Origin of the sequence: Paenibacillus sp. A3M_27_13, from assembly GCF_024213315.1 — a bacterium.
Lineage (GTDB): Bacteria > Bacillota > Bacilli > Paenibacillales > Paenibacillaceae > Paenibacillus > Paenibacillus polymyxa_B.
This window is the reverse complement of the sequence record NZ_JANAVE010000006.1, coordinates 197868-224445: the sequence shown is the minus strand read 5'-3', so window position 1 is coordinate 224445 and position 26578 is coordinate 197868. Positions and strand designations below refer to the sequence as shown.

The 26578-nt window shown below is 39.1% G+C and carries 17 protein-coding genes and 1 pseudogene; 3 read left to right on the top strand and 15 right to left on the bottom strand.

Going from position 1 to position 26578, the window contains the following annotated elements; all coding sequences use genetic code 11:
* Positions 1–1243: 1243 nt before the first annotated feature.
* From NLX82_RS20205 to NLX82_RS20165, 9 genes are all read right to left on the bottom strand, one after another.
* On the bottom strand, positions 1244–2638 hold the full coding sequence (locus NLX82_RS20205) for a phage late control D family protein (protein WP_254348932.1): 1395 nt from the start codon (positions 2636–2638) through the stop codon (positions 1244–1246).
* A gap of 21 nt (positions 2639–2659) precedes the next feature.
* Positions 2660–3970, bottom strand: a complete 1311-nt coding sequence (locus tag NLX82_RS20200) for a hypothetical protein (RefSeq protein WP_254348931.1) — start codon at positions 3968–3970, stop codon at positions 2660–2662.
* Positions 3971–3989: 19 nt separating this feature from the next.
* Positions 3990–5192 (bottom strand): hypothetical protein, encoded by a 1203-nt coding sequence (locus tag NLX82_RS20195; RefSeq protein ID WP_254348930.1) that lies wholly within the window; start codon positions 5190–5192, stop codon positions 3990–3992.
* A 142-nt stretch (positions 5193–5334) separates the two neighbouring features.
* Positions 5335–6399 (bottom strand): TolB-like translocation protein, encoded by a 1065-nt coding sequence (locus NLX82_RS20190; RefSeq protein ID WP_254348929.1) that lies wholly within the window; start codon positions 6397–6399, stop codon positions 5335–5337.
* A 47-nt stretch (positions 6400–6446) separates the two neighbouring features.
* The gene (locus NLX82_RS20185; RefSeq protein WP_483312062.1) at positions 6447–9200 is read right to left on the bottom strand and encodes an NlpC/P60 family protein; all 2754 of its coding nucleotides are present in this window, start codon (positions 9198–9200) and stop codon (positions 6447–6449) included.
* 9 nt (positions 9201–9209) lie between these two features.
* Positions 9210–9587, bottom strand: a complete 378-nt coding sequence (locus tag NLX82_RS20180) for a DUF4280 domain-containing protein (protein ID WP_254348928.1) — start codon at positions 9585–9587, stop codon at positions 9210–9212.
* A gap of 33 nt (positions 9588–9620) precedes the next feature.
* Positions 9621–10151, bottom strand: a complete 531-nt coding sequence (locus NLX82_RS20175) for a hypothetical protein (RefSeq protein ID WP_254348927.1) — start codon at positions 10149–10151, stop codon at positions 9621–9623.
* Between the two features lie 27 nt (positions 10152–10178).
* Entirely contained in the window at positions 10179–10805 is a 627-nt protein-coding gene (locus tag NLX82_RS20170) for a hypothetical protein (protein ID WP_254348926.1), read from the bottom strand.
* Positions 10806–11163: 358 nt separating this feature from the next.
* Positions 11164–12594: a DUF3854 domain-containing protein gene (locus NLX82_RS20165; RefSeq protein WP_254348925.1), complete on the bottom strand. Its 1431-nt coding sequence runs from the start codon at positions 12592–12594 to the stop codon at positions 11164–11166.
* A gap of 772 nt (positions 12595–13366) precedes the next feature.
* Here NLX82_RS20165 and NLX82_RS20160 point away from each other — a divergent pair.
* A complete protein-coding gene (locus NLX82_RS20160; RefSeq protein WP_254348924.1) occupies positions 13367–13858 on the top strand; it encodes a hypothetical protein in 492 nt (163 codons plus the stop codon).
* Positions 13859–14103: 245 nt separating this feature from the next.
* A complete protein-coding gene (locus NLX82_RS20155) occupies positions 14104–14241 on the top strand; it encodes a hypothetical protein (protein ID WP_162835298.1) in 138 nt (45 codons plus the stop codon).
* 1205 nt (positions 14242–15446) lie between these two features.
* Here NLX82_RS20155 and NLX82_RS20150 read toward each other — a convergent pair.
* Entirely contained in the window at positions 15447–18986 is a 3540-nt protein-coding gene (locus NLX82_RS20150) for a hypothetical protein (protein ID WP_123797549.1), read from the bottom strand.
* 1231 nt (positions 18987–20217) lie between these two features.
* Positions 20218–21472: pseudogene (locus NLX82_RS27820) on the bottom strand (HipA domain-containing protein).
* A gap of 142 nt (positions 21473–21614) precedes the next feature.
* Between NLX82_RS27820 and NLX82_RS20135 the strand changes: the two are divergent.
* Positions 21615–21845: a hypothetical protein gene (locus NLX82_RS20135; RefSeq protein WP_254348921.1), complete on the top strand. Its 231-nt coding sequence runs from the start codon at positions 21615–21617 to the stop codon at positions 21843–21845.
* 1 nt (position 21846) lies between these two features.
* Here NLX82_RS20135 and NLX82_RS20130 read toward each other — a convergent pair whose 3' ends face one another.
* From NLX82_RS20130 to NLX82_RS20115, 4 genes are all read right to left on the bottom strand, one after another.
* Positions 21847–22728, bottom strand: a complete 882-nt coding sequence (locus NLX82_RS20130; protein WP_254348920.1) for a copper amine oxidase N-terminal domain-containing protein — start codon at positions 22726–22728, stop codon at positions 21847–21849.
* 185 nt (positions 22729–22913) lie between these two features.
* The gene (locus NLX82_RS20125; protein WP_254348919.1) at positions 22914–23825 is read right to left on the bottom strand and encodes a protein tolB; all 912 of its coding nucleotides are present in this window, start codon (positions 23823–23825) and stop codon (positions 22914–22916) included.
* 542 nt (positions 23826–24367) lie between these two features.
* Positions 24368–25249 carry a copper amine oxidase N-terminal domain-containing protein gene (locus NLX82_RS20120; protein WP_254348918.1) on the bottom strand — a complete coding sequence of 294 codons (882 nt, stop codon included), beginning with the start codon at positions 25247–25249 and terminating at the stop codon, positions 24368–24370.
* Between the two features lie 122 nt (positions 25250–25371).
* Positions 25372–26262: a copper amine oxidase N-terminal domain-containing protein gene (locus NLX82_RS20115; protein WP_254348917.1), complete on the bottom strand. Its 891-nt coding sequence runs from the start codon at positions 26260–26262 to the stop codon at positions 25372–25374.
* Positions 26263–26578: the final 316 nt, after the last annotated feature.

Below are 26578 nucleotides of genomic sequence, written 5' to 3'. Positions count from 1 at the left end.
CCTTTATTTTATCGGTTTCTTCTAAGATACAGATAACATCTGCGGCTTTACCTGAGTCATCGTCATCAAAAACAATTTCATAGCCTTTGTTTAGAAACTCTTGAATCACTCTATATTGAATAAAGTTCTGTTGACCCTGTTATTATACCGATAATGACGACAGGAACGTAGAGCACCTTGGCCGGAGCACTCTCACCCGGCGTGAGTAGCGGACCTGCGGTGCCTAGTGGCTCTAATGCGGAAGTGCTTGCCTCTTTAGAGCCAGCTTTCCTGCTCTGCCAGAGCTCTCTTGCTCTCCAATCTGAAAGCCATACTCCTTGCTACAGATACCCAGGTTGTTTTTAATCAGCCTTTAGGGTTTCAACCAGCTTATGAAAAAAGGGTGCTCCTGGATTGCTCCAGAAACACCCTTCTTCCTTATACAGCAACTAGCTTCCAGGACGGGCTACTGTATACAAATAGTTTAGCATCCCATTTCATGGTTACTACCTCCTGAATTAAATCATGTGACGTATCTCCACTCCGTTTAGAATATAAATGCTGCTCAATCCAGCGAATGACATCTTCCGGAACAACAGACTTGTCTCCAAACTTCTCATAAGAGATTCGATCAAAAAAAGCAATCGTATTTTGGTCGCAATGTCTTCAATAAAGTTTTCAACGCCTGATAGTGCTTATGATGTAATAATGGCCGTGATCAGTAGACATTGGAATAAACACTTGCTTTATCCGATGAAATCTAAGGGTTGCAATCGAAAAGACTTTGCAGTGACCACCTCAAAAAGCCTAAATGGTGGCGTTTTCTCAAACTGAACCTAGCCATTTCCCTTGGTTTCATCTTTTCTATAGCATAACAAAATGTTCACCAGTAAAAATCCCACCTTCTCAAGAAATTAAAGTGTGGCGATTTTTATATCTTTCCATTGGGTTTATTCGCCGTGGCAGACAGTCTTATGCTTCAAGCATTAAACGAGAATAATTTCATAACCCTCAAGATTGCCTGATTCAATATAATATAACCACTGTAAAATCCCCAACCTCCGCAAATAAAGAAAGTCACATTACTTTGACTTTTCTTATTTTAACTACTAATCGCTTATTTTCGATAGGCTAGCAACATGAATGAAGGGGTACTCACCTTTGCTTATCTTCCGCTTCCATTCCTGAATCATGTCCTGCTTACTCTGAGGCTGTTCATTAACCCTAGCTCCTGTCGTCACCTTTCCCATACGGTTTAACTCCTTTATTGCATATTTACCTTGGCCCCTCTTATTTTGAGGTTACCGTCCATTTCTAGCATACTTGTCTTACATTTTAGCCCGATTGCATCCTTAGCAGTAATCTGCACGGTTTTACCTGCATTCAGCATTAAATTCCCATCTGCCTTTACACGGATATCCTTTTTGCTTCGCAACTCAATTCCATGGTCGTCCAGCAGTCGAATTACCACTTCATCGTCGTTCCCTGTGATTAAAATTTCATTTTTCTCAAAAATAATAGCTTTACGGTACTTGGTCATGAATATCTTCGTTGACGGGTCGCTAATGAAGTCACCACCTTTGGATCTCTTCCGGATCGAATGAGTTACAATAGCGTCTTTTTCCTTCTTGGTCGGGAAGTATATGTCTACAAAATCAAAAAGCTCCGGCATACAGTACCATCCTGTGTTCCCTTCCGATGTATAAAATGTAGCATGTGGAAAAGAACAGGTTTCCTTCACATTCGGTTTGACCTTGTCCATTTCATAAAAAAACACTTTCACATGATCTTCTTCAATTCCAATCACCTTCGACTTCAATGACATGCCACAAATCTTCTCGTTTAGGATCAATTCCTGCTTCATTCCATCAGATGTAGTTAGCACATATTCATGCCACAAAGCACTATGTCGTATAAATGCAACAGACTGCAAGACGTGTAAAACTTCCCCTTTAAACTTAATTTCATCCCCAATATTTAGTAGGATATCTTTTGCCCCCGTCGTTTGCACTTTGTAATACAAAAGATTGTCGTCTTTGCTTGCCCCTGGCTTCGTTTTTCGAGTCATCGAATAGTTATACTGCTTTAATTCGTCTTTGCTCGTAGCATCAGGCAATCCAAAATAAAACTGGGGCTTTTCTCCAACTGGGTCAGGTATAAGCCCCCAACCGAACCGGGAAGCTATCCGTTTCAAAAACGACCAGTCCGTTTCATCAAATTGCATCGTAAACTCCTGTAAAAGCTGATCTTTTAAGCGACTTGTACAATTGGCTTTAGGATAGGATTTGAGTACATGATCAAGCAATGCCTGTACCTTCATTTTTACATTTTGAAAAGATTGTCTATGTAGTGCTTCGTCCAGTTGGCTTGTATAGGATGTAGCTTCAGCAACCAAGTGTGCTACATTGGACACCAACTTGATTCTGAGTTGCGTGACTAATCCTCTGAACAATACAATCTGTTTCTGATCATCATTCAGGTAAGAAACCACTAATTTAGTTCCTACTTCCATATGATCCGTATACTCTTCCATTTGAGTACCAGTTAACACGCCTGTCAAAAAGACTTTTACATGCTCATTCATTTTCTGCACAACTTTAACTTTCGTGTTTTTAAGAGATAAAACCGTTCCGTTATACTTTATGATTGGATATCCCATGCTTCTACTCCTTTTTGTCAGTTAGTTTATGTTTATCCGTTGTTTGCTTACGTATTGGATGACATCTTTAATGGTTTCATTATGTCCTTTATCGTTGATGTCCTGATCCAGTGCAGGGAGTGTAGTAAAGGTTTTGTTTTTCTTCTGAAAATATATGCCTGCTATAGGAAATGGAACTTCCCCCTGGGGACCGGCCCCTGTAATGTATTCTCCAATGACCATAATATCGGAGTATCCATCGTGATTCACATCTTTGAAAGAAATAGCCTTTACTACCTCCAACATGCCGTTGTTATTTCCACTAAATTCAGGGAAAGTATATAAAATATTATCTTCATTATCTAATAGAAAAAAACTCGCCTGACTTAACCCGTTGGCTCCCCTTGTAGCGGATACAAACTTTACTTCTCCCCACCCATTCAGGCTGGTATTAAAAGATTGGCCTTTGTCAATGGCATATTGATTGTAGTCTATTTTTTGCTGTACTTTCCCATCAACATTAGATGATTTCATATCTTCGTATATTTCAACTCCTTTTTCAGAAAATTGAATAATTACACTGGCATCATTATCACTTGTAATCAAAAATCCATTCGTATTCTCTAAAATCTCTATATTCATTTCCATATGCGGTTGGTTTTCTACAGTTAGTGTATTATCTTCAATACTCAGGTCCCAAAAATCAGTAGATCTGATTGTATTAGTCAAACGTTGTTTCTTCTCAGTCCATTTCTGATTATCTAATTCCCATGTTGAAATAGATACGGGCCTAGGAGAATATAAAGAAAGGTAGCCTCCCAATAAAAGCTCTATCTTATCTCTATAAGTACAAATCACAAAATCTGTAACCTTCTCTGAATCTTCACTCAAAACTAATTGGGCACGTACATACCCCTCATCATTCCACCACTGAATAATTGTAAATTTATTTTCCAACGTACCCTTTAGATCAAGAGGCGCCTGAAAATTAACAACTCTGATACTATACTTGTTGTCTTCAAGTACTACTGCCTTAGTCGACGAATCAACCGCTTCATCAAATATGTTACTAAGTTCAGCATCCTTTATTTTTATACTGTCCTGTGTGTTCATTAAAGCAACTAACCCCGCTGTAAACTGATCCAGATTACTTTGTCTTATATCACCCTTTAAATCTTCATTTTTACTGTTACTTAGTTTATTTTTTAATTTTCCTAACTCATGCTGAAAAGAACCGTTTGAGATCAAGTCGTAATTACGAGACGAATCTATATCAGATTTTGCTTGGAAGTTAGCACATCCATCTAGTGTAATACACAACAGTGCAATTAGTAATAAATGTAAGAATCTCATTCGATTCATATCTCCATTTTCACTTAAAATATTTATTTGTCAGATCGAAGTCACGTTGAAGATTATAGGATTTTCCATGCACAGTTCCGATACCATTAACAATAGTGAATTTTCTTGATTTCACATCATCCTTATTTTTCTCGCTCGATTTATCAACTGCTCCTTGGGCTATAAGTTTTAAAGCTTCTTGCTCGCTAAGGTTTCCACTTTTTATCTTCTGATTAATCGATTTAGTCCTCGATGATGTACATGCCCAATTTTGTACGGCTATATCAAAGGCAAGAGCCAGTCCTCTTTCTGTTTTAAGATTGAAAGTACTCGCTAAAGAGTAAGCTTGTTTGATATACTTATCCATTGCTTTATTCTGTATTTCTTGAAACTCTTTTGTATTACACATAGCAATCAGTTGCTCTTTCCAAACTTTCTTTATCTTATTATGATTATCATTTATAGACCTCGCCCAATTCATTTGATCTTGTTTAGAACCTTGTAAAGCTTTTGCTAATGAGGTGTAGTTCTGACCAAATATCTCTTTTGCCTGGTTATTATATTTATTCACAAACGATATTAACATGGGTTGTAGAGTACCTTGCCCTATATTCCACTGTAAAATCCCTAAAGAAAGGCCTTGATCGTCAGAATTACCAGCTATATTGGCATAGCCACTTCCTTCAAAAGAAGCAGTAATTTTTATAGCTTTTTTTATAGCATCATCTCTCTGAAGTACCGGAGATTTATCGGAATTATTCTTCTCTTTATTACTAGGTTCATTTCTCTTTTCAGAATTATCTTCCACAATAGACTTTTGTTCACTATCATTTCTACTAGCCACTGCTTGACCACGAAGGGCTTTCCCTCTTTCTTCTGCTGCATTCATTTTCTTTATATCCCCATTCATACGTCCTTCCATCCAGCAAACTGTTTCCTTTTGCATCTGTTCTTGCTCCGCCTTAGGCATCTTCTCCATTTCACGTAATTTACTCCGGAGACCCTCTGCAAGCTTTTGCGCTGTACGCATGCCAACCTCATCGCCATTCGCCTTGGCTATATACCAGTCTTCCTTATACTTACGCATCCATGGCTCAGACCAGGAGGGATAATTCAACTTTTGTTTCTTTTGCTCTGCCGCCAAATCAAAAGCCTGCGCTTTTCTGTGCGCATTGGCTGTTGTCAAAGCTTTTAACATTGGTGTTGCACCAAACGTTGGCTCTTTCCATTTCATATACCTTCTCCTTTTCAGAAATTGCTAGAAAAACCGAACCTCCGACATTCAGATATCATGATATTTCGTTCCACGTTATACTTCCTCAATCACTTTTATGAACAATTTTATTTATATTTTATTGCTTAAGATATTTAGTGTCCTATAATTTAACTTTATCACTACTAAATTTCATATAATTCGTAGTTGTATGAAGCCATTGGATCGGAACCGTTAAACTACCCTGTTTTTTAAAAATAGAAGTCACATCCTTTTTCCTCCCATTGCTTATATGAACAATATACACTTCTGGAGAGTCATAATTTTCCCGTAACAATTCCTTATGATCAGCAGAAAATATGAAAGGATCTTCACTTTTGGTAACCCACAGGTTTTTATGGTTCCTCACATTATACGAATACACATCGTTAATATATGTCCCATCTCTTCTAGGGATGGTGTACATTAATTCATCCTTACGATCCCACTGTAAAAGAGAAGCTTGAGAGCCAGTAAGAATGCGTTGTATTCCGCCAACCTTGGAAAGATCCAGCAAAACTAATCCCTTTTTCCCCTCTTCCTCAAAACAAAACTGGCTGCCATCCGGAGAAAACATTCCGTCATTAATGTACTTTGTACTGACTTTATTTGTTCCCCAATTGATTTTCGTCGTTTGTTTGCTGGTGGCATTATACAAAAATACTTTTCCACCCAGGGTATATACATACTTCCTTAAATCAGGAGAAACGGCAGGATAATAAGTGTTTGCAGGCATTTGAAATTCAAACTCTTTTTGCTCCGCTTGCAGTTCATAAATCTCTACCTTAAATTTCCCCACTTGATCCAAGGTAGAGAAGTCTCTTATTATCGCCATACGCCTACCATCACTTGTCATTTTTCTAACTGTAACATGGGAACCCCTATTTTTAATTTTTTCTTCTTTGGTTTGCATCGCGTCTACCAAATCTTCAATTCGTATATAACTTCCCCCTGTAGGATCATCCAGATTGGTTAAAAACTGTGCCGGGTCTTCTACACCCTCTTCACCGTTTAAAAGCCAATTTTCCGCTTTTACACTTTTTTTCACAACATTTTGTTCTGTCGTTATATCCTGGCTAGATACAGTTATCGGATGCTGCGAAGACGCTAACATATACACCTTGTTGGTGTTAAATGTGAATATAAACAACATTAATACAAAAATCGGTATCATTTTTATAAATCTCATTTTTCACACACCATTCGTCGCTATATCCTTAAATCTTAAAATCTTTATTAATCCTGAATAATTCTCCTAACTGAGATTACAAAGGAATACATCGGTTTATGGTTCATCCAATTTGAAGATAGTTTATTAATCCTTACATTGTGCCTTTTATCTTCTATATGCGCATCCGCAGGATGGGGATTACTTCCTGACTCATGAATTACTTGACCATTACCAATATACATTCCAACATGTACTGGCTGTAAATCGGGGGAATCCTCCTTTGCTGTCCAGTTGTATAAAATTAAGTCTCCCATTTTAAGCTGACTAAGATCACCGCCAGCTCTTAAGCTCTTATGAGAAATTCTTTTCCCACTCTTTATTTGCGCTCTCGTATTCCCTCCTATATGTTCATTCAACACCGTTAAGTAGACAGATGAAGTGAAATCTGAACAATCCATATATTTGGGTGGATCGTTCACGTCAAGTATCATCGTATTAATTATGGTATTTATACAATAAGGAATCCGCCCTTCAAATTTTTTAGCAAATTCCACAATCGCCTTCCTTTTCTCATCAGCAGAACTGTTTGATGGGGTTGGCTTCGGCTGTTCTTTCACTGGTATTTTAGGCTCTGACGTCTCCTTTGGTTTTGAAACAGTCTTAGTTGACGTAGCATCAGATACAGCTGGGGTCGAAGGTTTCTTGTATACCTTCGGCCATGGTAAAATTCCATTTGCCACCTGATATAAATATACTTCCAAAACATCACGGCTGTAGCCTTTATTAGAAATTCCATATTTCTTAGCAAAATCGCTCAACGCTGCATTTAAAGCAGAATCCCAATCTCCTTGATTTGAGAGCTTATATGGAAAACTATCCGGATATTTACGAGCGAGTTTGTTCAGATTTTCACGAGCTTGAAGATTACCTACACCATACTTGCTCCGCAGCTCGGCTGCTTCCTTGGCAATAGCCTGTTTATCCGCCACCGCCAACTTATGAGCCACATCAGAATATTGGCCGGACAGTTCCTCCAACCGATTTGCATCCAGATAGGAAATCGTTGTGCTTGCGCGTATTAACTCGTTGATCTGCACGTTATCCCTCAATTTATTCGCTAAATTGTGGATTTTATTTTGTCTGGCTTTATCCCCTGCCGCATGGGCATCCCACCATTGTGCTGTGTATTCGTGCATCTGGGCTCTGGCCCAAGCTGGCATAGCATCAATTTCAGCTACTTGCTGACGAATCTGTTTTGCTTTGGCTGCTGCCTCATTACCCTTCTTCTTATCTCCCGCAGCCAAGTCTTTGTAATACTGTGACTTGTACTTGAGAAGCAAGTCCTGAACCCATTGTGGATATCCTTTGCCTTTCAGCTCTTGTTTCAGAGAGTTATAGGCCTTAATTTCTGCATCTGGCACCTGATCGGACAACACCTTGGACGCTTTAAGATGAAATGCTCCATCTGTTCTCATATAACTGGTTTTACAGGAGAGATCCAACTCATGTGTAGCCGTGATTTGGACCTTTTTCCCATGCAGCACCAAATCTTCTTTTGCCTCAAAGGTCATATCATAATGGCTGTATACATGGATACCCGTTGCCGGATTCAAACGGATCATGATTTTCTCTGTCTGGGTAGAAAGAGCTGTTTCTTTATCATCGAATCTGGCGATCTTACCGTTTTTGGTGTGAAACAGCTTGCGCTCGGGCTTGTGGATCTCGTTACTTTTATGATTCTTTTGTCGCAGAGACTGGATAACGTAAGCTTCCTTTTCCTGCCTAGATGGAAAGTACAACTGCACAATGTCCCCTAGTTCTGGCATACAGTGCCATCCAATACCCTCAGCTGTGTACATGGTTGGATAAGCGAACCAGCAGCTATCTTCCTTCATAGGCTGAAGATCCATCGCCAATTGCAGTCTGACCATTTCATTCGCCCGATCAATCACTTTTCCATGTATAGAAAGGCCCATGAAATGATCGTTATAAACAACATCTCTCATCAATCCACCTTCAACAACGAGTTTATAAGTATATTTCAACAAGCCTTGCTTCATTTGAGCTGTTACCTGATCGATAGCCCAATGCTTATGCTGGAAAATAACTACATCACCTACACTAAAGCGTTTTGTGTCCTCTATTTCAACATATGTATACTTTGTTCCCTTTTTTGTCCTCTGGATCGAATAATTGATACTCCCGAGTTCTCCCATTACCTGATCCTTTGAAGTTCCCAACCAGAATCGCGGAGCTTCTGACGTTACCTCGGCGATTAATCCCGTTTGGAGACGAGATGCCATTCGACGCAAGAACGCCCAATCACTCTCCTCATATTGTACTGTAAATTCCCCCAGGGCTTGATCGGCATCCACCAAATCAATAAAATCTCCGGGGGGATAAGAGTCAATTATGTCACGGAAAAGCTTATAAAAAGTTATATTGAGCTTTTGAAAAGAACGGTTTATTATTTGCTTGTCTAGGAGATAAGTATAGGATAACGCTTGAATATTCATGGAATAGATACCGTTTCGAAAATACACTTGCAAATGGGTCACTATCCCTTTGAATAAGCAGGCTAAAACTTGATCCCCATCACTCTCATATACCTCAATAGGATCATCCCCATACTCAAGCCCGTTATATGCATCCTGGTCCTCATCGGGTATGATTGCCGTTAAACTGATCTTTCCGTGATCATTCACTTTTTGTTCCATCCTAAAATCCAACAGTTTGACAATATTATAGGGAGCCTTCACTCTAATATTTCCAAAGGTTAGCACCGTTCCTGCCAGCAGTCCCATCTTCGCTTCCTCCATTCAAAAATACTATTCCTGTCCGTCCGTGGTAAAAGAAATGTTTCCACACCACATACACATGTTCGTAGAGCAGCTCATAAGAGCCTGAGCTTGTCCTACATGTACGTTACTTTTTCCATTCATCCATGGCATGGAAATGGAAGGACGGCAAGGCTGTGGGATCAAATCACCGTCATTCCCTTTGTTAGCTGAAACTACTTGCGGATTGGACAAGCTACTACACAAACCAAAGGAAGGAATATTCGTATGTGGCTGAAAATCCAATATATTTCCTTGTGCTTTATGGTTGATTTGAATGTTACGATCTGCTGCGGCTCTAAATACTCCAGATTGGCTTCCGTAACTACAATGAACAACGGCACCGTCTACGATGTAACGATCACTCATATAATGAACATCTCCTTATGTTGTATCTTGCTGCTATTTTGCATATGCGTAAGAGGCTTGGGTATCAATCTTGTATAATCGGATGCCCGTCAAATTAAATTTCAAAATGCTTTCAGCCACATCCAAATCAACGATGACTTCATGCCTAAGGGAACTTTGTAATTTACATATTTTACGTGTACCAATCTTTTGCTCATCCAATACCATCCTTTTCAAAGTTCCATCTTTGTTCCACTCACTGCTGGTAGACAAGCAATCCACTTCATCAGCTATTAAAACCCAGTATAATTTCTGACACATTGCCTGGGGGTTGGCTAGAACGGCTGGCTTCCATACCAGATCCGCCTGATATTTTTCACATATTTGCTTAAATTTATCGGATGCCATGTAATGTGGATCGTCAAGCCAATCCAAATAATATGATTGTTCAACGTAAAATTGAAGCGCAGCACCTTCATCTTTTTTGGCAGCTGTAATTTGATTTACTAACTCCCTTCGAGTAATATTCAACGGATATGCATAATTAACAATACGCTCATCTTGAGCAATCCTATAATATTCCATAATTCATCCCCTTCGATCCAAACAGCTTTAACAAATATCAATGAGCTCCTCAGTTTGTGTAATACGACTTGTCTGACCTTGGAATAAAAGTCTGCTGAGCCCCTTGTACTCACCTACTCTGATCTCCAAATCATCCTCCCGATCCAGCGCCAAAAATTCCGGTAATTCTGTGGCTCGCTGAATTGCATAGGCTGCCAATCGGATGATGAAGTCATGAAACAAGTCAACGGTATAAAGAAGAGATTGTTCAATATCCGGCGAGATAATGACATTCATATAGCGCTTGCGTTGTTGTTCCAGCATGATTCCCAGTTGGCCCCAATACGCAAATGCCCAACTTGCGTCATAAATATCCTGACAAGTCCGCTGGTCAAAAAACCAGTCCGTATCAAAGGCTTCAATCACATATTCATAACGCTGTTCTATCAAATATGTACGTCTCATGGAATAGACAATATATCCGATTTTCCCCTTTTCCCCTCTCTCCTGCATTGCTTTAGCGCTTAGACATATGCGTCGAAATGAGTCGATAAATAACACTGATAATTCATTAACCTGATCGTTGAACAATTCTTCCAACTTACCTATGTATTCTTTGATCAGGACTTCTATATAGGTGCTCCGAAAATGTTCCAGTGCTTCTGTTCTATTCATAAAATCCCCCTTTTTTCCTAGTATATAATAATTACTAATTACTTCAATGATAGAATGAGCCTATTTTTCATGTTTCTTTCATTCATATTCATGAAATTTTCATATCTTATTTGAGCCCACTTTAAACCTAAAGAAACTTCTAAAAACATCACCATTTATTATTTATTACCGTATAAAATAGTAAAACCTTGATTCATCAATGTTTCTGACAAATCAAGGGCCTCATTCTGTCTCAAAAATGTATTGCAAAAAATCTCATTTATTAATTTCATTTGTCTCAACTATTAATAACTACAGAAATGCCCGATAGTCACTCTATAATGCAAACTTCATAACTATAATGTAACTGAATAGAACATTAGCCGACCAGTGTAGTCACTTGGGGAACGTACAGTCGGCTCACGAGATCGTCTATTCCTTTAGCTAAAGAGATATCCCACATCGCCAAACTGATTTTCATGTCTGTATGATTGGCAAAAAACTCCACACAGTTGCCCAATGCCAGTTCAACAGCTGGTGTTATTGTTACATCCGCATCTGCTGCTATCACAAGGTGCTTACAACCAATGGCTTTTAATGGTTCAAGGGCAACCGAAAAGGAGTTCAGTCCTGGGATTCCGATAAAGGGTTTGTACAAAGCATCTGATGCGATATCTGCTTTTAATCCTCCTTCAGTTAACCAAACCTCAGAGCAGTCTAGTAACTTATCCGGTGTATTTTCGTAATCCCAGTTCCCCATTAAGTCACTAGGTATTGCAAAGTGATACGGAATGGGAGAGCCGACACTTGATCCATTTAGCTTATTACTGCTACTCCACCAATAGTATTTCTGACCTTGTACTAGCTCAGCTGAACAGAGGAATTCACCTCTCGCATCCTTGCTGGACCTGATATCCTTTTCAATTAGTCCGCCTTCCATACGTCTTCCAGCTATAACAAGTTCACAAATAGCTTTGCATAACCCATTCTCCTTCTCGACTTCCCTTAAAACTCTACCTTTTATATTTCCTTTTAAGCGAAGCTCCAAGGAAGGCTGATCTACTCGAATTTGAAACCCTGTGATCTCGTTATAAATAGACCGATAGGGTATCAATGTTCCAGAATGCCCAGCCATTGTCCAATAAGGACCATACGTACCTTCCTTTACGTAAAACCCTGGTACTCCTAAAAGATCCTCTGGAGAACTTAGCCGATCAGAGACTCGTTTGGTTATCTTGTGACGGTCCTGACTCGGAAGACTGCGGTATTCTCTTGTGTGAATCTGTTCTTTCGTCATATTACGTTTAAGTAATGCGCTTAGGTGAAAATCAGATAGGTTTGATTCCTCTAAGAATGTACGATAAACGCCATCCAAGTAATCATTTGCCTTCTTCTCAACATCGTGATTTTCCTCTATCTCGAGAGGTGTAGTTGGCGATTCTTGCTCATTTAATTGGTGAATGTATTGACGTCCAATTTGCGAATCAAAATAATGTTCTGATTGTACGCGCATACAATGAACGACCGTTTGATCTTTGTTAATACGGCACCAACCTTTATGCCCACAGATAGGACAAATGGATACAATCTCATACCATCCCTCATCTTTTGTTCGGCGCAATTTCATTGGAACCATCCTCTCTTTTTTAAAATTTCTCTTCATACGAAAAAACCTTGTCTCAAAAACTACATAAAATAAAAAAAGGACACCCTCTTCAAAATCGAAGAATGTGTCCTTTATAAAGAGTAGCGACAAAAAAACACGCTCAAATAAAGCATGTACTTGGGTACCCTCATGTTTGTTAGCCAATTAAGGCATTTCTTATCTTCGCTGCATCCATGAGCAGCAAAGAAAATTACTAGCTAATTAATTAATTAGATTATATACTATAACTAAACATACGTAAATAAAAAAGAGAGACATGATATAAATATCATGTCTCTCTTACGTGCATTCTATTAAATTACATTGAATATATCATAGTTTAGTAAGAACATCGATCTTTTGTTTTCGACGACTCTCCCTAATTTTTCAATCCTGGGATTCCGATCAAGGGTTTATACAAAGCATCTGATGCTATATTACTCCAGATACACCCTTGCTAAAAATGATCTTTCCCATGATGAATTACCTTCTTTTGTGAAGTATGTTTATTTTATAAAATTTTCACACCGATACTGTATAAAAGTTGTAAATACAATGAGGGGAGAAAACAAATGCTGAAGAAGCTACAGAACCCCATTTTTCTTATTTGTCTAATATTTTTATTTTTCTTAACTTGGCGTATTATATTCATCTACCCCATTTTATTTATGATTGTTTGATGGGTTCCTGCGTCATCCGTTTGATTGGTCGAAAACTGTACGAAAAATATCAAGATACTTATCGGACTAGTGTTATAACTGATACGATTGTAGAATTGATTATGGTTATGATCTCATTAGGAATTATCCTATTTCTATTTATGTCACAGGAAACATGGTTGCATAAGTTGTTTTTTTATTCTTGTGGGTGAATCAACCTTTCTCATTTACAGCGGCGTAACATTTAAAGAGATCTTACAAAAAAATAAGGTGGATTGATGAAGTATCGAACTATTAATATTGCTGTTGCTATTATTTTCGTACTAGCATGGGGCATTTATGGCACCTATTATTTTGTGAATTTAAATACCTCTATTCAAAAAGCTGTGTTGGATCAGGTCAATTTGGATAATGTCTATCTTCAGATTATAAGAACGCACACTAAAATTACTAATGAACCAGTCGATTATAACGTGCATGTGATGGAAAAGAGTGGAGTTAAAACAATATTGGATCAATTATCTGGCATTGAGCTTAAAAAAACAAACGGAATGAATAACGGGGATAAAGTTCCTTTTTACTATACTGTTATCATCCGCCCGAAAAGCAATCAGGATTCAACATCGAAGTATGAAATTACATTTAAGAATAATAAGTTAGTATCTATCTTTGATCAGGAAAAAAATTATAGGCAGGAATATATGATAACAAACGAATTCGACTACCATTCGTTCAAAAATTCAATCGATAAACTTTTCCAGAAGGAGTAGTTAGTTTGTAATGAAAAAAGGTCGGTTGTCAAACTCAACCGACCTTTTTCTCAGTTATTTAGGAATCATTCTTAGAAAACTCCCCATCCATTTCCAGAGTGTGCTTTTTGCACAACGCCATTACCCGAAATAAAACGAAGAAAGAATACCTCGCTTATGCGAGCTTTTTGATTCAAATCATCCTCCCCATGCCGCTCGTACATTCACGGTGAATTGAAGTTTGATTTGAGGAAGCTCTTGCTGAAATGGAAGAAAGGCTAGGTGTTTCTGTTTCTGACTATTTAGGCTTTTCGGGAAACCCTGAAGAGACAAAAAAAATAGTAGAACGAAACATGAACCGTGAGACTTTTAAAATCCTCACTGAACTTAGCTATAACCGTTAAATTTTACGTACTCATAGCCACAACCTTTCGGGTTGTGGCTTATTTTATTGTTAGCAGTTGAAGTATCTATACGAGTGGATTTAAGCGCGAGGATGTCTATGTTCCCACCTTGAAAGAATCTGATATATCGCCCCCTCCACCTTTTTTCTCCAAGGAAGACAAACTTGTTACTTTATTTGATAGTGATAATCGTAATATGCCTGGTAAATTCTATCCTGGCTGTCCCTATTACATCAGCAGCTAAATCTGTGTCCTACGAGAATATGAAACGGTCCTTTGTACCTTTGGATAAAGCAAGGCATCCATTTTTAGATCATGATTCATACATAGCGCCCTTCAGACTATGCCTTTAAGCAGGCACTGAACGGGTAAATGCCTGTCGGCAGAGTTATGTATATCGGACTTTGGTTTGCCCATCAAAAAAAGGAGCTGCCTAGCAGCTCTCCATAAATAGCGTAGGATTTTATGGGATGAAAAGAGGTAATCCCAGTACCCTTTTTCAGAAAACATGATACAATAGTAATATGAATTAGAAGTCCAGGGTAAAATAAAAGTAGCTGCAATGTTGGTCGCATTGCAGCTATAACAAAGGCCGGTGGGCAACCACGGCGTTATTTTCGCAAACGAAAAATCACCGGATTGTATAGGCGCTCACCTACTCCCGGTGGTTTTTCTTGTCTTGCGCTTGTTTCCAGGTGTTAAGCAAAGTATTCAGGCCAGTTGTTATACCGACCAACTTTAGCAACACATCTAGAAGTTTCAAACACAAATCAAGGAGTGACACAGCATCACCCCCTTTCGGGTTAGCTACGCCGTGTCCCCACCGGTATCTCTGTCCTCTCTATTATACCATTTTTTACAATTTCACTGATACTTTGTTTGCAAAGTTCTTTGTCATTCGGCAATGTTGTAACTCACTTTTTAATTGTAGAATATGCTTGTTCAGATTAGATTCCATAAATATTCAGTATTTTAATTTGATCTAGTTCTATATCATAACCATTCACAAAGGTTAGTACTTCTGATACCCTAGTCCAAGAACCATGAGTTTTTTCCCCTGTCGCTCATTATCAAGGCAACCCAAAAAAGACCATCTACAGAATGATTAAACGTTTCAATCGTATTAGAAGGGAAAGAAATTGAACAATGATGCTAAAAAGCGCTATTGCTAAGAACATAGCTGTCAATGCTTACAGCCATAGATGTTAATCATCAATAATGTCAATACTATGCTCCTTAATGATACGGTTAGCTTCTATGTCATATGTTTCCGATAATTTTCTAAGAGTAATTGCAAAGCGATGGTAGCCTGCGTTTTCAATATCTTCAGCTTGTTTTCTGTATTGCTCAGCTAATTCTAGTTCAGGTTTAGCAGTTGAATCGACCCAATGTGCTCCGCGGGAATTATATATTCCTGTGCTAAACCCACTTCTCATATCTTCTGCTTCTCTTGAATTTAATTCTTGAGCAACAAAGTGATTAATCCATAGTCCATCTGGATCCGCAGGAGTATAAATAAGAACCTCCCCTATTTTAGCCAGTGCAACCTCCAGATGCCCTGATTCTGAACAAATTTCTTTAACACTTTGAAGCCAAGTTACAAAAGATAAACCATCAAACATCGCGTCTTCTTGTGCACCTGGAACCCTGGTCCAATTACGTAGCAAGTGCCATGCATTATCAGCAAGTGCTTTTGTTTGTTCATTTAATTCAGTTATTTCGTCACTCTTTTTAGATCGATAAACTAACCTAATCATTTCACAGAAAAACTCTGGATCACTAGAAAGGGCATTTTCAAGTATCTTTGGCTTTCCCCTATTATTACGATATAAAAGTCTCAAATAGGCCCATTCCACATTAATTAGATCTTTTTCTGAAGTTTCAGTAGAATTTTGAAGTAATTTAATTAATTCAATAATATGATGCGTATTCAATAAATGAGATGGTTCAGATGAAGAGAGTGCCATTGTTAGTGCTTTTATACATTGAGTAGGACTCAAATCCATTTTCAAATAGCGCATTGTATTCATGCAATCTATGGCAGCAAAGGGACGACCGTATACCAACAATTTATCAATGGCTATTTCTACATCTTCATTTGCTTGAAATGGATTGAAATTTACTTTTTGCCAATAATCGCTTTCATAACTTTTCAACCATTTAGTTGCACGATCCCATGTCTCTTTGGTAAAAGGTAGAAATGTAAGTAAGCAACTAACCTGATGAGTACTCCAGCTTGTCTTATCTAATGAATCTACCCATGACCAATCATTAATATACCGACGTCTCCAAATATATCCACTGATAAAGTTTGTATATTTGTTATTAGTAGAATCTAAAAATCGGGGTAATAGGGTTAGATCAATTTCTTTATCTGCAATACTTCCTAAGGAATTTCCAACTGTCATGGATGACTCTACTTCTTCAACAAATTTGATGACCTCATTTAGACCACCTGAGTTCAAGATTTCTTTTACTGCCTCTTGACGTCGTTTATCGAGCTTTATACTTTGTTCTTCCCAATTATCTTTTTCTTCATAAAGTTCAAAGTCATTTTCCATGAAGAGATGTTTATAAAGCATAGAAGGATGAGAGGGAGTTAACTTTTCGGTAATAGCTTCAATACGTAAAAGCGAATCATCTTTCAATGCCCATCCTGCGTCAGAAAAGTAACGATGCTTTTTCGCAAATTTAAAAAGCTTTTCCCAAAGTGGATATTTCTCTCCTTCCGAAAGTGCTAAGATGTTTTCAGAAGATAAAAGTAAAAGTAGATTGTCAAATGCAGTTTTGGGAAGATCATTTAAATGCTCAATAAGTAAGCCTAGCTTAGAAATATCCTTTTCTGCCATGGCAACAAGCATTTCACCATAAAATGATACCTGTTCCCAATACTCTTCCTGAGAGACTCCTTTTTCCCAATCTTCCGGGATAGTGTTTCTCCATACAGGCCTATAGGCTCCGGTTGATAATTGATGCTGATTAGGCAGTAGGTCAATTAGAAGATTCCAAGTAATTTCCGGCCATTCTCTATAAAGGGTTTGTACAGCAACTTTACGTTTCTCTATTGGTGCGAGAGTTTGCGGGAGCCATGGCAACAGGATGGTCGCTAGCGAGTTGGCTGGACGGTTTGCCCAATTGCCACCTGGATCATGGCTAGCTAGTTCTCCAAGAACAACACAGACTCGAACTAAATACTGTTCATCCCAAGCAATACCTTCCAATGCCCATAGCAAGCCGGTCAAATAGTTGCTCCCGGCAATTCCTTGACCTTCCTGTGCAAAAAGTTCATCAAACGGACAAGGGGAAGTGACCATTGCATTTTCAACTGCGTTCAAGAATTCATCTGGAGCAGCTTCAGCCAAAGTTGGAAGCAAATCATTGAGACTGCCCCATAATTTCCAGCCTGCATTCTCAAATATCTCACGAATAGCCAGAATAACAGTATTTTCAGCTTTATGAGATGAACAATTCGTTAAAGCCCCTCCTCTGTTACCCAAGAGTGCCAGACTATCTGCCAGCCCTTTTCTTAATACGGCAGAATAGGTACTTACTTTTCCATATATACTGGCTGCAAAACGATTTTCAGGAGCAAGTTCAAAAGCTGGAGCAATTTCTATCAATATTGAAACAGCAACATTCTTGAATGCATCCAAATCTCGATCTAAGATACGAGAACCCAACATATCCCAAAAGAATACACGATTATTGATCTTCCAAACTCCATTCTGGAGCAACAGTGGGCCGTCATTTGACTGGAGCATTTCTCTAGCCTGTGATATCCAAACAGCATATTCCTTCTTGACCATCGAAGTAACGATCTCTACATCTGATTCATTGTTGTCATTCCAAGCACCAATCAAATTAACTAGAGCAATAGTGCTTGCATTTTTGTCGTGCCTCCAATCTACTTTCGATTGTTCTGGTTGAGTTATCAACTCTGTTGGAATATATGTAACATTGGGCTGTTTGAAGATATCTTTCAGATCATCAGGCAGTTTTGCCAATGTGATTGTCCCCGCATCCTTATTCCAAGTGTGCACAATATCTACAACGCGAGACCAAATCATCTGAGGATTTTGTCGATTGTACTGTGAAATATGGGAATGTAGTAAAGCCAAGATAACCCCTTCCTCTTCTCCAAGGTCATAGCCCACTAAATAAAAATGATTTAAGAAAGAATAAAGTTCCTCTTCAATTACTTCTTTACCATTATTCGCCATCTTTAAATGGTATCTAATTACATTTAACTTCTCTTCACTTTTAGAAGGGCTAAAATTTGCTCGCGTCACTTGTCTCTTAAATTCTTCAACATCTTTTGTGTGTCTCGCCTGATTTAGTAGCCACTGTACATTATAAAAATCTGTTGCGCTTAGTGGACCAGTAATTAGAGCGATAATATCTTTTCCTCTATTAAAAACTTCAGAATTATTAAAATCGCTCCATGCTGCTCTAATGACTTCCGAGAACATCTTATCCCCTTGAGTGATGCTGATCCTATGTTTGATTTGGCCTAGTAATTTTCGTTTTTTCTTAGAAACTGGCTCTTCTATTAATACGATCAAATCATCAGTATTATATCCGTCAACTTTTCCTTGCAGTTTTATTTCAGTAATGGGCCAAGGAGATAAACAAGGGGCAACTCCCCCAGTGAGCATTAAAATGACGAAAGAAGCTTGAATATGAGCCTCAAAATGTACGCCCCCACCTCCCATAGAAAACGGATTACTGAGTTGCTTATCTTTCATATTAATCTGTCCTCGCAAAATATTTTAGTTATATAGCTATCAATAAACTGTTGGTATTATATATCAAAACACTTTTCAACAAAGTCTATCTTTCACGTTTTATATTCAATATTTTCCACAAACCCCCTTCTATCTGTTATTTCAAAATTAGCCAACAGAAGTACTTTAGTGATTTAGATATTAAGAATTTTTATATTCATCCGAAGAGCGAATCCGTGCGACGAATCAAGTATTTAATAATCTATACTGAATCAAAGACTCACAAGCCACCATAACCCAGTTGCCTGAGCAAAACTACTTTAAATTTCTACTGAAAAGAAAGCAATAATCATATTACAACTAATATTGGGACACATGCCCGCTTCTGAAAATAGTCCCCGAAAGGAGCCTGGCATGAGCCGCATCCAGCCCTTGCCCCATCTGTACACATCTACTATTGGAGATATCACACACAGCGGGAGACTCCTGGCAACAATACCTGCACTTTGCTGCATCCATATATAAATACTCGTTTGACAACAGTCTGCTCATTTACGCCCAGCGTCCAGATGCAACCATGTTGGCTCCACTCTCGTTCTGGAAATAGATAGGCCGTTATGTGAGAAACGGAAAAAAGAGCATTGCAGTCTGTGATTTCCAGCAAAGCAGTCTAACACTGAGCCATTTGTTCGACGTTACCCAAACGACAGGTAACCCCCTTCTCTCTGGAGTCCGAAACAACTTGATTCTGACGAACTGGCTGGGTGACTGACCTCCTACGATACCCTCAACCTTGCTGAAGCGATCTCCCAGATCGTGTATGACACGGTTCATTCATCCTGGAGTGAATGGTTGAAAGACATTGAACATGATATTCATGATCATTTAGCCTTCCCATACTTGGACTTGAACAACACATGAGTGATTTAATAGAAGACAGTGTTCGCTATCTTATCCATCGCAGCTGTCAGTTACCCGAACCGAATCATACCGACTTCTCGACAATCACTCATTTCGATATTTTGCCACGTGCTGCACGCTTGGGCTATCAGGTGGTTCGTCTGGTGCAGATGAGGAAACTCGTAAATACAAAAAAACGCGCTCGTAATTCGAAAGCATTTGGCAAGTGAAGGAATTGATCTTGTTTTACTACCGCTAGCGATAATAGCGACTTGCACCACAACAAAACGTCTCTACGATTTCTATCTTCGCGGAGACGTTATAGTTAATACTGAACAATAAACCGTGTACCTTATCTTTCCCACTCATCTTCTTCCAGCAAACCACTGTACGCCATGTTCTCCTTCACATCGGTGCTGTGATCGTCCACCCACACCTGCGGCTCACGGTTATAAATGATATCTTGCAAACGTTCAATGCGCCCACGTAGAGCCTGACAAATCACATGACAACGGGCCTCGTCTACAAAGAGTGAACCATGGAAAATATTCCGCACCTCATCTTCAATTCCGTCTAGTAGAGATAGGTCTAGCCAATCGAAGGAAGTCACCAACTTGATTTGCTCGTTATGATCCGGCTTGAATGGTTTGCAAGTCAGCTTGCCGTCTGTGCGAATCAGACCAAGCGGCTTGGAAAACCAGAGTGACGAGCCGCTATCGTAAATCGGCGCTGGCCCAATCCACTCCAAGGTCTCTGCATTGCGAATCACACCAAAATTATTCTGATGCCGATCTTCATTTGCAATCAGATAATCTACAACCATCATCCGGTCAAGCCCCTCGATAATGCCGGGAACGCCCAGCGCTTCACAGCAGTTCACGTAATGCTGATACACGGTTACATGATTGGGCTTTTGACTAGTGTGCATCACATACCAACCTGTAATGAGTTCTGTCTGTGGATTAATGAAATTTCCACACACGCTATAGGGGTAATCCTCTTGCTCCATCAACGTGTAAAGAACATGGGGAATCCCCAAACGCTCCATGATCTTGCTGGCAATGACTTCATTGTACGGCTCTTGCTGAGTTGCGCCGCTTCCACCTTTCACCAGACAACGCTTTCCATCTATAATTGCCTTTCTTTTTCAACCAGCCATCGGAGGTGTTGTCCGGCGACATCAGACTCATCGCATTAGATGAACCTTGCCCAAACAATACATTTCCCACATCCTCCGAAAAGGGATTGTCAAAAAAATTGATGGCGCTCCATTCCAAATGTGATTCAGACGGTCGAATCCAGTATTGATCGGACAAACTGAGTCCGTAGCTTTTATCCAACAGTTTTTGTGTTGCAGACAAGTTCAATTCAAGTAGTGCTTCTTTAATCCCGTCGCGGCTAGCTGGAATCGCTCGTCCCCTCCACCATTCATTGAGTGCCGCGCGGTCTATTTTCCCCTTGTTAACAGGTATCCCCTCTGGCACATGTTGTGTCGCATAGACTTGTCCAATCGCTGAAATGGAGACTGTCGCTTCATCCAGCTCAATCTCAGCCACGGGTTCATTTTTGTGCATGAGTGTGTAGGATTTACTCCAGGATTCAGCCAATATCGTTTCCTCCATTTCTTGATTCTCTTATTTTCATATTTCTATTATTTCTATAAATTCTATTATATCAACTCTGCAGAGATTTCGTCATGCACGCTTTTGAATTTTTTTCCATTCCCTTCTGAAAGGAGACCTCATTTACATGAATCAAGAACAGCAGACCTTACATATCCCCATGGGCGCCAAGCCAGAAGCGGAATGGTTTCCGGGTTTTGGCAAACATCAATTATGGCAAATCACCATCGGTTCCATGCTTGCGATTGCTCTCGCCTTACTGATCTGGATATTTAAAAGTAATGTTCCCTTTGCTGTCGTCACCTTTTTAAGTGGAGTAGCAGCATCCGTCCTTGATTATTATAATACTGTTGAATAATCTATTTCATTTGATCTTTCCTTACTTCTCCGGAAATAGGTACAATAATAGCTGATAATCCCGTACTATCTTTAGGTAAAGCTTGCGTTACTGGCTTCCCACCCCCAACCTTACCATATGTGACGCTATGATCCACACGTTCTTGTAAAAAATAATATTGTGTTTTGTCTTCCGATGGACGCTTTCCTTTTTCTTTCATTTTCTTCCTCGAATCTTCTTCTACACCTTCCCAAACTAGATGTTTAACATCATCCTTAATTTCATAGTAAGTGAGTAAGTTGCCTACAACAGAGTAGTACCTTAAAGCCTCCCCTTCAGGGAAAATATACTGATAATAAACACCCTCCTCGGTATTATGAAGCGTATTTTCATCCTTAGAAGGAAGATTTACAGCAATTTTACGTGCCGCCACCAAATCCGTACCTTGATATAGCTTCTTATATGTTTCTACTTGATCAGCACTCCGGATAATGACAGTATTTTTGTCCGCTATCCACTCCACCTCTGCATTAAAGGCTTCGCTGATGAAGCGCAAAGGCACAACAACGCGATTCTCATTCAATTGAGCAGGCACATCCAAAGTAAGCGTTTTTTCTCCATCAGAAGCTTCTTTTTGACCGATCGTAAGTACGAGTTTTTCTTTCACCCCAGGAGCATTAACAGTCACCGTCTTCTGGCTAGCATTCCAGACTAAATTGAGCTTAAGCGGCTTCAACGAAGCCAAAGAAACCATAGTTCTTCCTGCGACGGAAACAGATGGAGCATCTGAATTAACGACCTCGCTATTGATCACCAATTGAATCGACGGTGCAGCAGAAAGCGGAATAGCAAATGTTAAGAGCATAACTAAACTAAGCATAGAAGTAAAAAAGATTCTCTTCATACCTTAACCAACCTCCAAAAATTTGTAATAATTACACCCACTAAAAAAATTCAAAGAAAAGTTCATTAAAGTATAATGTTTTTTGGTGAAAGCAATCAAAGCTGGCGGCTCTGGTAGTAACAAATAAGTGAAAGCTAAGATTCTTATACTTTATTCCAAACTAACCCACATCTATTTGATGTGGGCTAGTTTTCATAAGATTCACTTTTAAAATTCGGTGTTAATTGAGCCAGCTTCTGCTCATCGTTCTTAGATAAAGACCCCTTCTTTAAAATGGATTTTTTTGATTCTGAGTAAGTATAGAGTATTGCTTGTGGAGAATCGTCACCTTTACTCACAAAGTCAAAGCTTTTCCCCTCTTTATGCCAAACTATAGAGGAGATCAGTGTAAAATCCTTATCAGACACATGCGTATAGCTCTTATGCTCTACATCGTATACTCCGATATAACTTGAACCCAGGTTACCAATACCAAACGCAATCTTTTTTCCATCTGGTGACCAGTTATATGCATCAATCTTTTCACTTCCCGCTCCATTACTATTCATATCAAACATGTTTACAATAGTTTCAGTCCCATCAGATAAATTAATTAGAACAAGTCTTTTCCCCTCATGATCGCTTACATGAAGAGCTATCTGGTTGCTTTTGGATAAGGAAAGTGAATTAACTCTCAAAGGTCGTGGGTTGAGCTTGACAAGTTGCTCTCCGCGTTTACTTTTTATTTTCATCGAATCCACAACTTCATTGGCTTCGGCGGCTTCTTCCCCCTTAGCCTTAGTTAATTTTGCGGTAAAAGTAACATCTTTATTTTTCCATACAATCTGTTTTCCAGAAACTACAACCTTAGATTTATCTTGATTATTATAATACTGTGAATAATCTACAGAATTCATCTTTTTGTCATTTGCTTTAGATGTTTCTATAGTTGCTTTTCCTTCAACTTCTTTCACACCTTCCTTTGTGTTGTTGACCTCAATATTATTCACTTTGTTCTGAGGTCGTTGTTGATTTGAATTTGAACTTGCCTTATCACTGCACCCTGAAATCGCTAACGCCACTATCGCACCTACGGTCATAATCTGCACGAATTTCATAATTTCCTCCTTAATATATAGTGTTCCGTTATTCCTATATTCTCTTGTATATGTAATCATATAAAGGTAAACACTAATAATCGAACACATAATCTAGTAATCTGCTTTAAAATCAGTCACCTCTTTCCTTTCTGTCTAAATAGAATTGTAATGGACCCATTTATATATTTTACCATATATAATCTTTTTTATGTAATTAGTATACATAATATTGCATGTTCGAAAGCAACTAAAGAAAGCATTCTGGTGTTTGTTTTCCCTATTTTCAAGGCTTTTCGCCCGTGGGTTGCATTAGGTGAGCATCAGGAACGTAGAGCGCCTTGAGCGAGCGTTTCCCCCGAAGTAAGCGCTCTAGGGCGAAGCGATCCAGCGCATTCTATCAGGTCTTGGATGGCGTGCTCTGCCGCCTTAGAGCTGGTTAAGTGTAAGACCGTTTTCTATGTTATGATCTGAAGCATTTCAGTCTAATGCGGAGGTTCAAAAACTATATACGAAAGAAGACGCCCCTTGTTCAATGGGGCGCCCAAAATAAAGTGAATAATCTATTTCATTTGATCTTTCCTTACTTCGCCGGGAATAGGTACAATAATATCCGCTAATACCGTTTGACCTTCAGGTAAAGCTTGCGTTACCGACTTCCCGGCCCCTACCTTGCCATATGTTACTTTACTATCCACACGGTCTTGTAAAAAATAATATTGTGTTTTGTCTTCCGGTGGTCGTTTCCCTTTTTCTTTCGTATACTTCCCTGAATCTTCTTCTACACCTTCCCATACTAGATGTTTAACATCATCCTTAATTTCATAATAAGTGAGTAAGTTGCCTACAACAGAGTAATACCTTAAAGCCTCCCCTTCAGGGAAAATATACTGATAATAAACACCCTCCTCGGTATTATGAAGCGTATTTTCATCCTTAGAAGGAAGATTTACAGCGATTTTACGTGCCGCCACTAAATCCGCACCTTGATACAACTTCTTGTATTTTTTTACTTGGTCAGCACTCCGAATAATGACTGTATTTTTGTCCGCTTTCCATTCTACCTGTGCTTTAAAGGCTTCGCTGATGAAGCGCAATGGCACAACTATGCGATTCTTGTTCAATTGGGCAGGCACATCTAAAGCAAGTGTTTTTTCTCCATAAGAAGCTTCTTTTTTGCCGATAGTAAGCACAAGCTTTTCTTTCGCCCCAGGAGCATTGACAGTCACCGTCTTCTTGTCCGCATTCCAGACCAGATTAAGCTTTAGCGGCTTCAATGAAGCCAAAGAAACCATAGTTCTCCCTGCGACAGAGACGGGTGGAGCATCTGAATGTACGACCTCGCTATTGATCACCAATTGAATCGACGGTGCAGCAAAAAGCGGGACAGCAAATGTTAAGAGCATGCTTAAAGTAAGCATAGATGAAAGAAAGATTTTTTTCATACTAATTAACCTCCAATCATTTGAAATTCACTAAAAAACCATTGATTCTTATACTTTGAATCCAAAGGCAAAATAAAGAACGTCCCTTGCTAATGACGTCCAAATAGACTGATTTAGTGTAGCTATTGTTTTCTTTTCTCATTAGGAATAGGTTGGACAATATCTGTATAGGATTGAGATTTTACAGTGAAATCTTTCTGTTGACCTTTTTCATCTTTATATACAGTTTTGATATTTCCATTCTCATCTTTAAACATCATGATATCAGTTATCCATCCGACGTAATTATAACTTGGTCTTTGACCAGCACTGGATACAATATCATCCATACCATTCCCTGATGTAAATTGCCAAACTGCCTTAGCTACTCCATCTTTAATTTCCACTATCATATTACCAACATTGTTATAATACATGTATCTGGATGAATCCCCTCTCGGGAAGACGTAAGTATAGTCTTTATTAGCCCCCGGTTTTTCTAAGGAAGAAAGCGATTTAAAGGAGAATTGAATCGGCAACGATATAGCAGCCTGACGGGCTGCTTGTAAATCTTCTGCCTGCAAGCTCTCTTGGTCTACCTTATAATTACCATCTTGAATAAATAAAATAGACCGAGCTTTCTCATAGTTTGCCTTGTAACCAAAGTTCTCCGACACAAAACGAATAGGTACCAATATCCTTCCCTGGGACACTTGGACAGGGACATCAACCTGGACTGCTTTGTTATTTTTAAATGCTTGTTTTTTGTTAGCCATTAGCTTAATTTGATCTGTGCCTTTTGTAATGACTGCAGATTGACTTTTACTATCCCATTGATAGGTCACCCCAAGAGAAGCAAGCGTACGTATAGGAACCAAAACACGTCCGCCCTCAATGATAGGCGAAACATCAGTTGCTATAAACTTTCCATTCACATTCACCGCGTTAACGGATATAGGATTGGCAGCATCAGCAATCGCCCAGGATTGAAACATAAGTACGAAGAAAACCACAAACACAATAACCTTTTTCAAGATAAATTACCTCCTTTTTCAATAAGTACTCTTACATAAGACGTATGAAATAATTCGAAAGTTTCTATTCTATCTACAAAATTCATATGTTCTGAGATGATGAGCTAAATGGAGTGTCCATGAAGTTTTTTGCCCTCCCTGGTCCCCCATTCAAGGCTCTTCGCTCCGTGAACAGGGTAAAACAACAAACATGAACGTAGAGCGCGTTGGCCGGGGCGCTTTTGTTACCAGCGCGTGTAGCGGACCAGCGATACGTACTGGCTCCTAGGCGGATACCCTTACCGTCTTAGTGCCAATAAAATGAGTCAGCTTCCCG

Excerpts from the sequence above, each read along its gene's own strand:
- NLX82_RS20170 (WP_254348926.1), bottom strand. The coding sequence starts at position 10,805 with ATGAATAGAACAGAAGCACTGGAACATTTTCGGAGCACCTATATAGAA.
- NLX82_RS20160 (WP_254348924.1), top strand. The coding sequence starts at position 13,367 with ATGAAGTATCGAACTATTAATATTGCTGTTGCTATTATTTTCGTACTA.
- NLX82_RS20125 (WP_254348919.1), bottom strand. The coding sequence starts at position 23,825 with ATGAAATTCGTGCAGATTATGACCGTAGGTGCGATAGTGGCGTTAGCG.
- NLX82_RS20120 (WP_254348918.1), bottom strand. The coding sequence starts at position 25,249 with ATGAAAAAAATCTTTCTTTCATCTATGCTTACTTTAAGCATGCTCTTA.
- NLX82_RS20190 (WP_254348929.1), bottom strand. The coding sequence starts at position 6,399 with ATGAGATTTATAAAAATGATACCGATTTTTGTATTAATGTTGTTTATA.
- NLX82_RS20195 (WP_254348930.1), bottom strand. The coding sequence starts at position 5,192 with ATGAAATGGAAAGAGCCAACGTTTGGTGCAACACCAATGTTAAAAGCT.
- NLX82_RS20200 (WP_254348931.1), bottom strand. The coding sequence starts at position 3,970 with ATGAGATTCTTACATTTATTACTAATTGCACTGTTGTGTATTACACTA.
- NLX82_RS20155 (WP_162835298.1), top strand. The coding sequence starts at position 14,104 with ATGGAAGAAAGGCTAGGTGTTTCTGTTTCTGACTATTTAGGCTTTTCG.
- NLX82_RS20205 (WP_254348932.1), bottom strand. The coding sequence starts at position 2,638 with ATGGGATATCCAATCATAAAGTATAACGGAACGGTTTTATCTCTTAAA.
- NLX82_RS20150 (WP_123797549.1), bottom strand. The coding sequence starts at position 18,986 with ATGAAAGATAAGCAACTCAGTAATCCGTTTTCTATGGGAGGTGGGGGC.
- NLX82_RS20180 (WP_254348928.1), bottom strand. The coding sequence starts at position 9,587 with ATGAGTGATCGTTACATCGTAGACGGTGCCGTTGTTCATTGTAGTTAC.
- NLX82_RS20175 (WP_254348927.1), bottom strand. The coding sequence starts at position 10,151 with ATGGAATATTATAGGATTGCTCAAGATGAGCGTATTGTTAATTATGCA.
- NLX82_RS20185 (WP_483312062.1), bottom strand. The coding sequence starts at position 9,200 with ATGGAGGAAGCGAAGATGGGACTGCTGGCAGGAACGGTGCTAACCTTT.
- NLX82_RS20135 (WP_254348921.1), top strand. The coding sequence starts at position 21,615 with ATGAATCAAGAACAGCAGACCTTACATATCCCCATGGGCGCCAAGCCA.
- NLX82_RS20130 (WP_254348920.1), bottom strand. The coding sequence starts at position 22,728 with ATGAAGAGAATCTTTTTTACTTCTATGCTTAGTTTAGTTATGCTCTTA.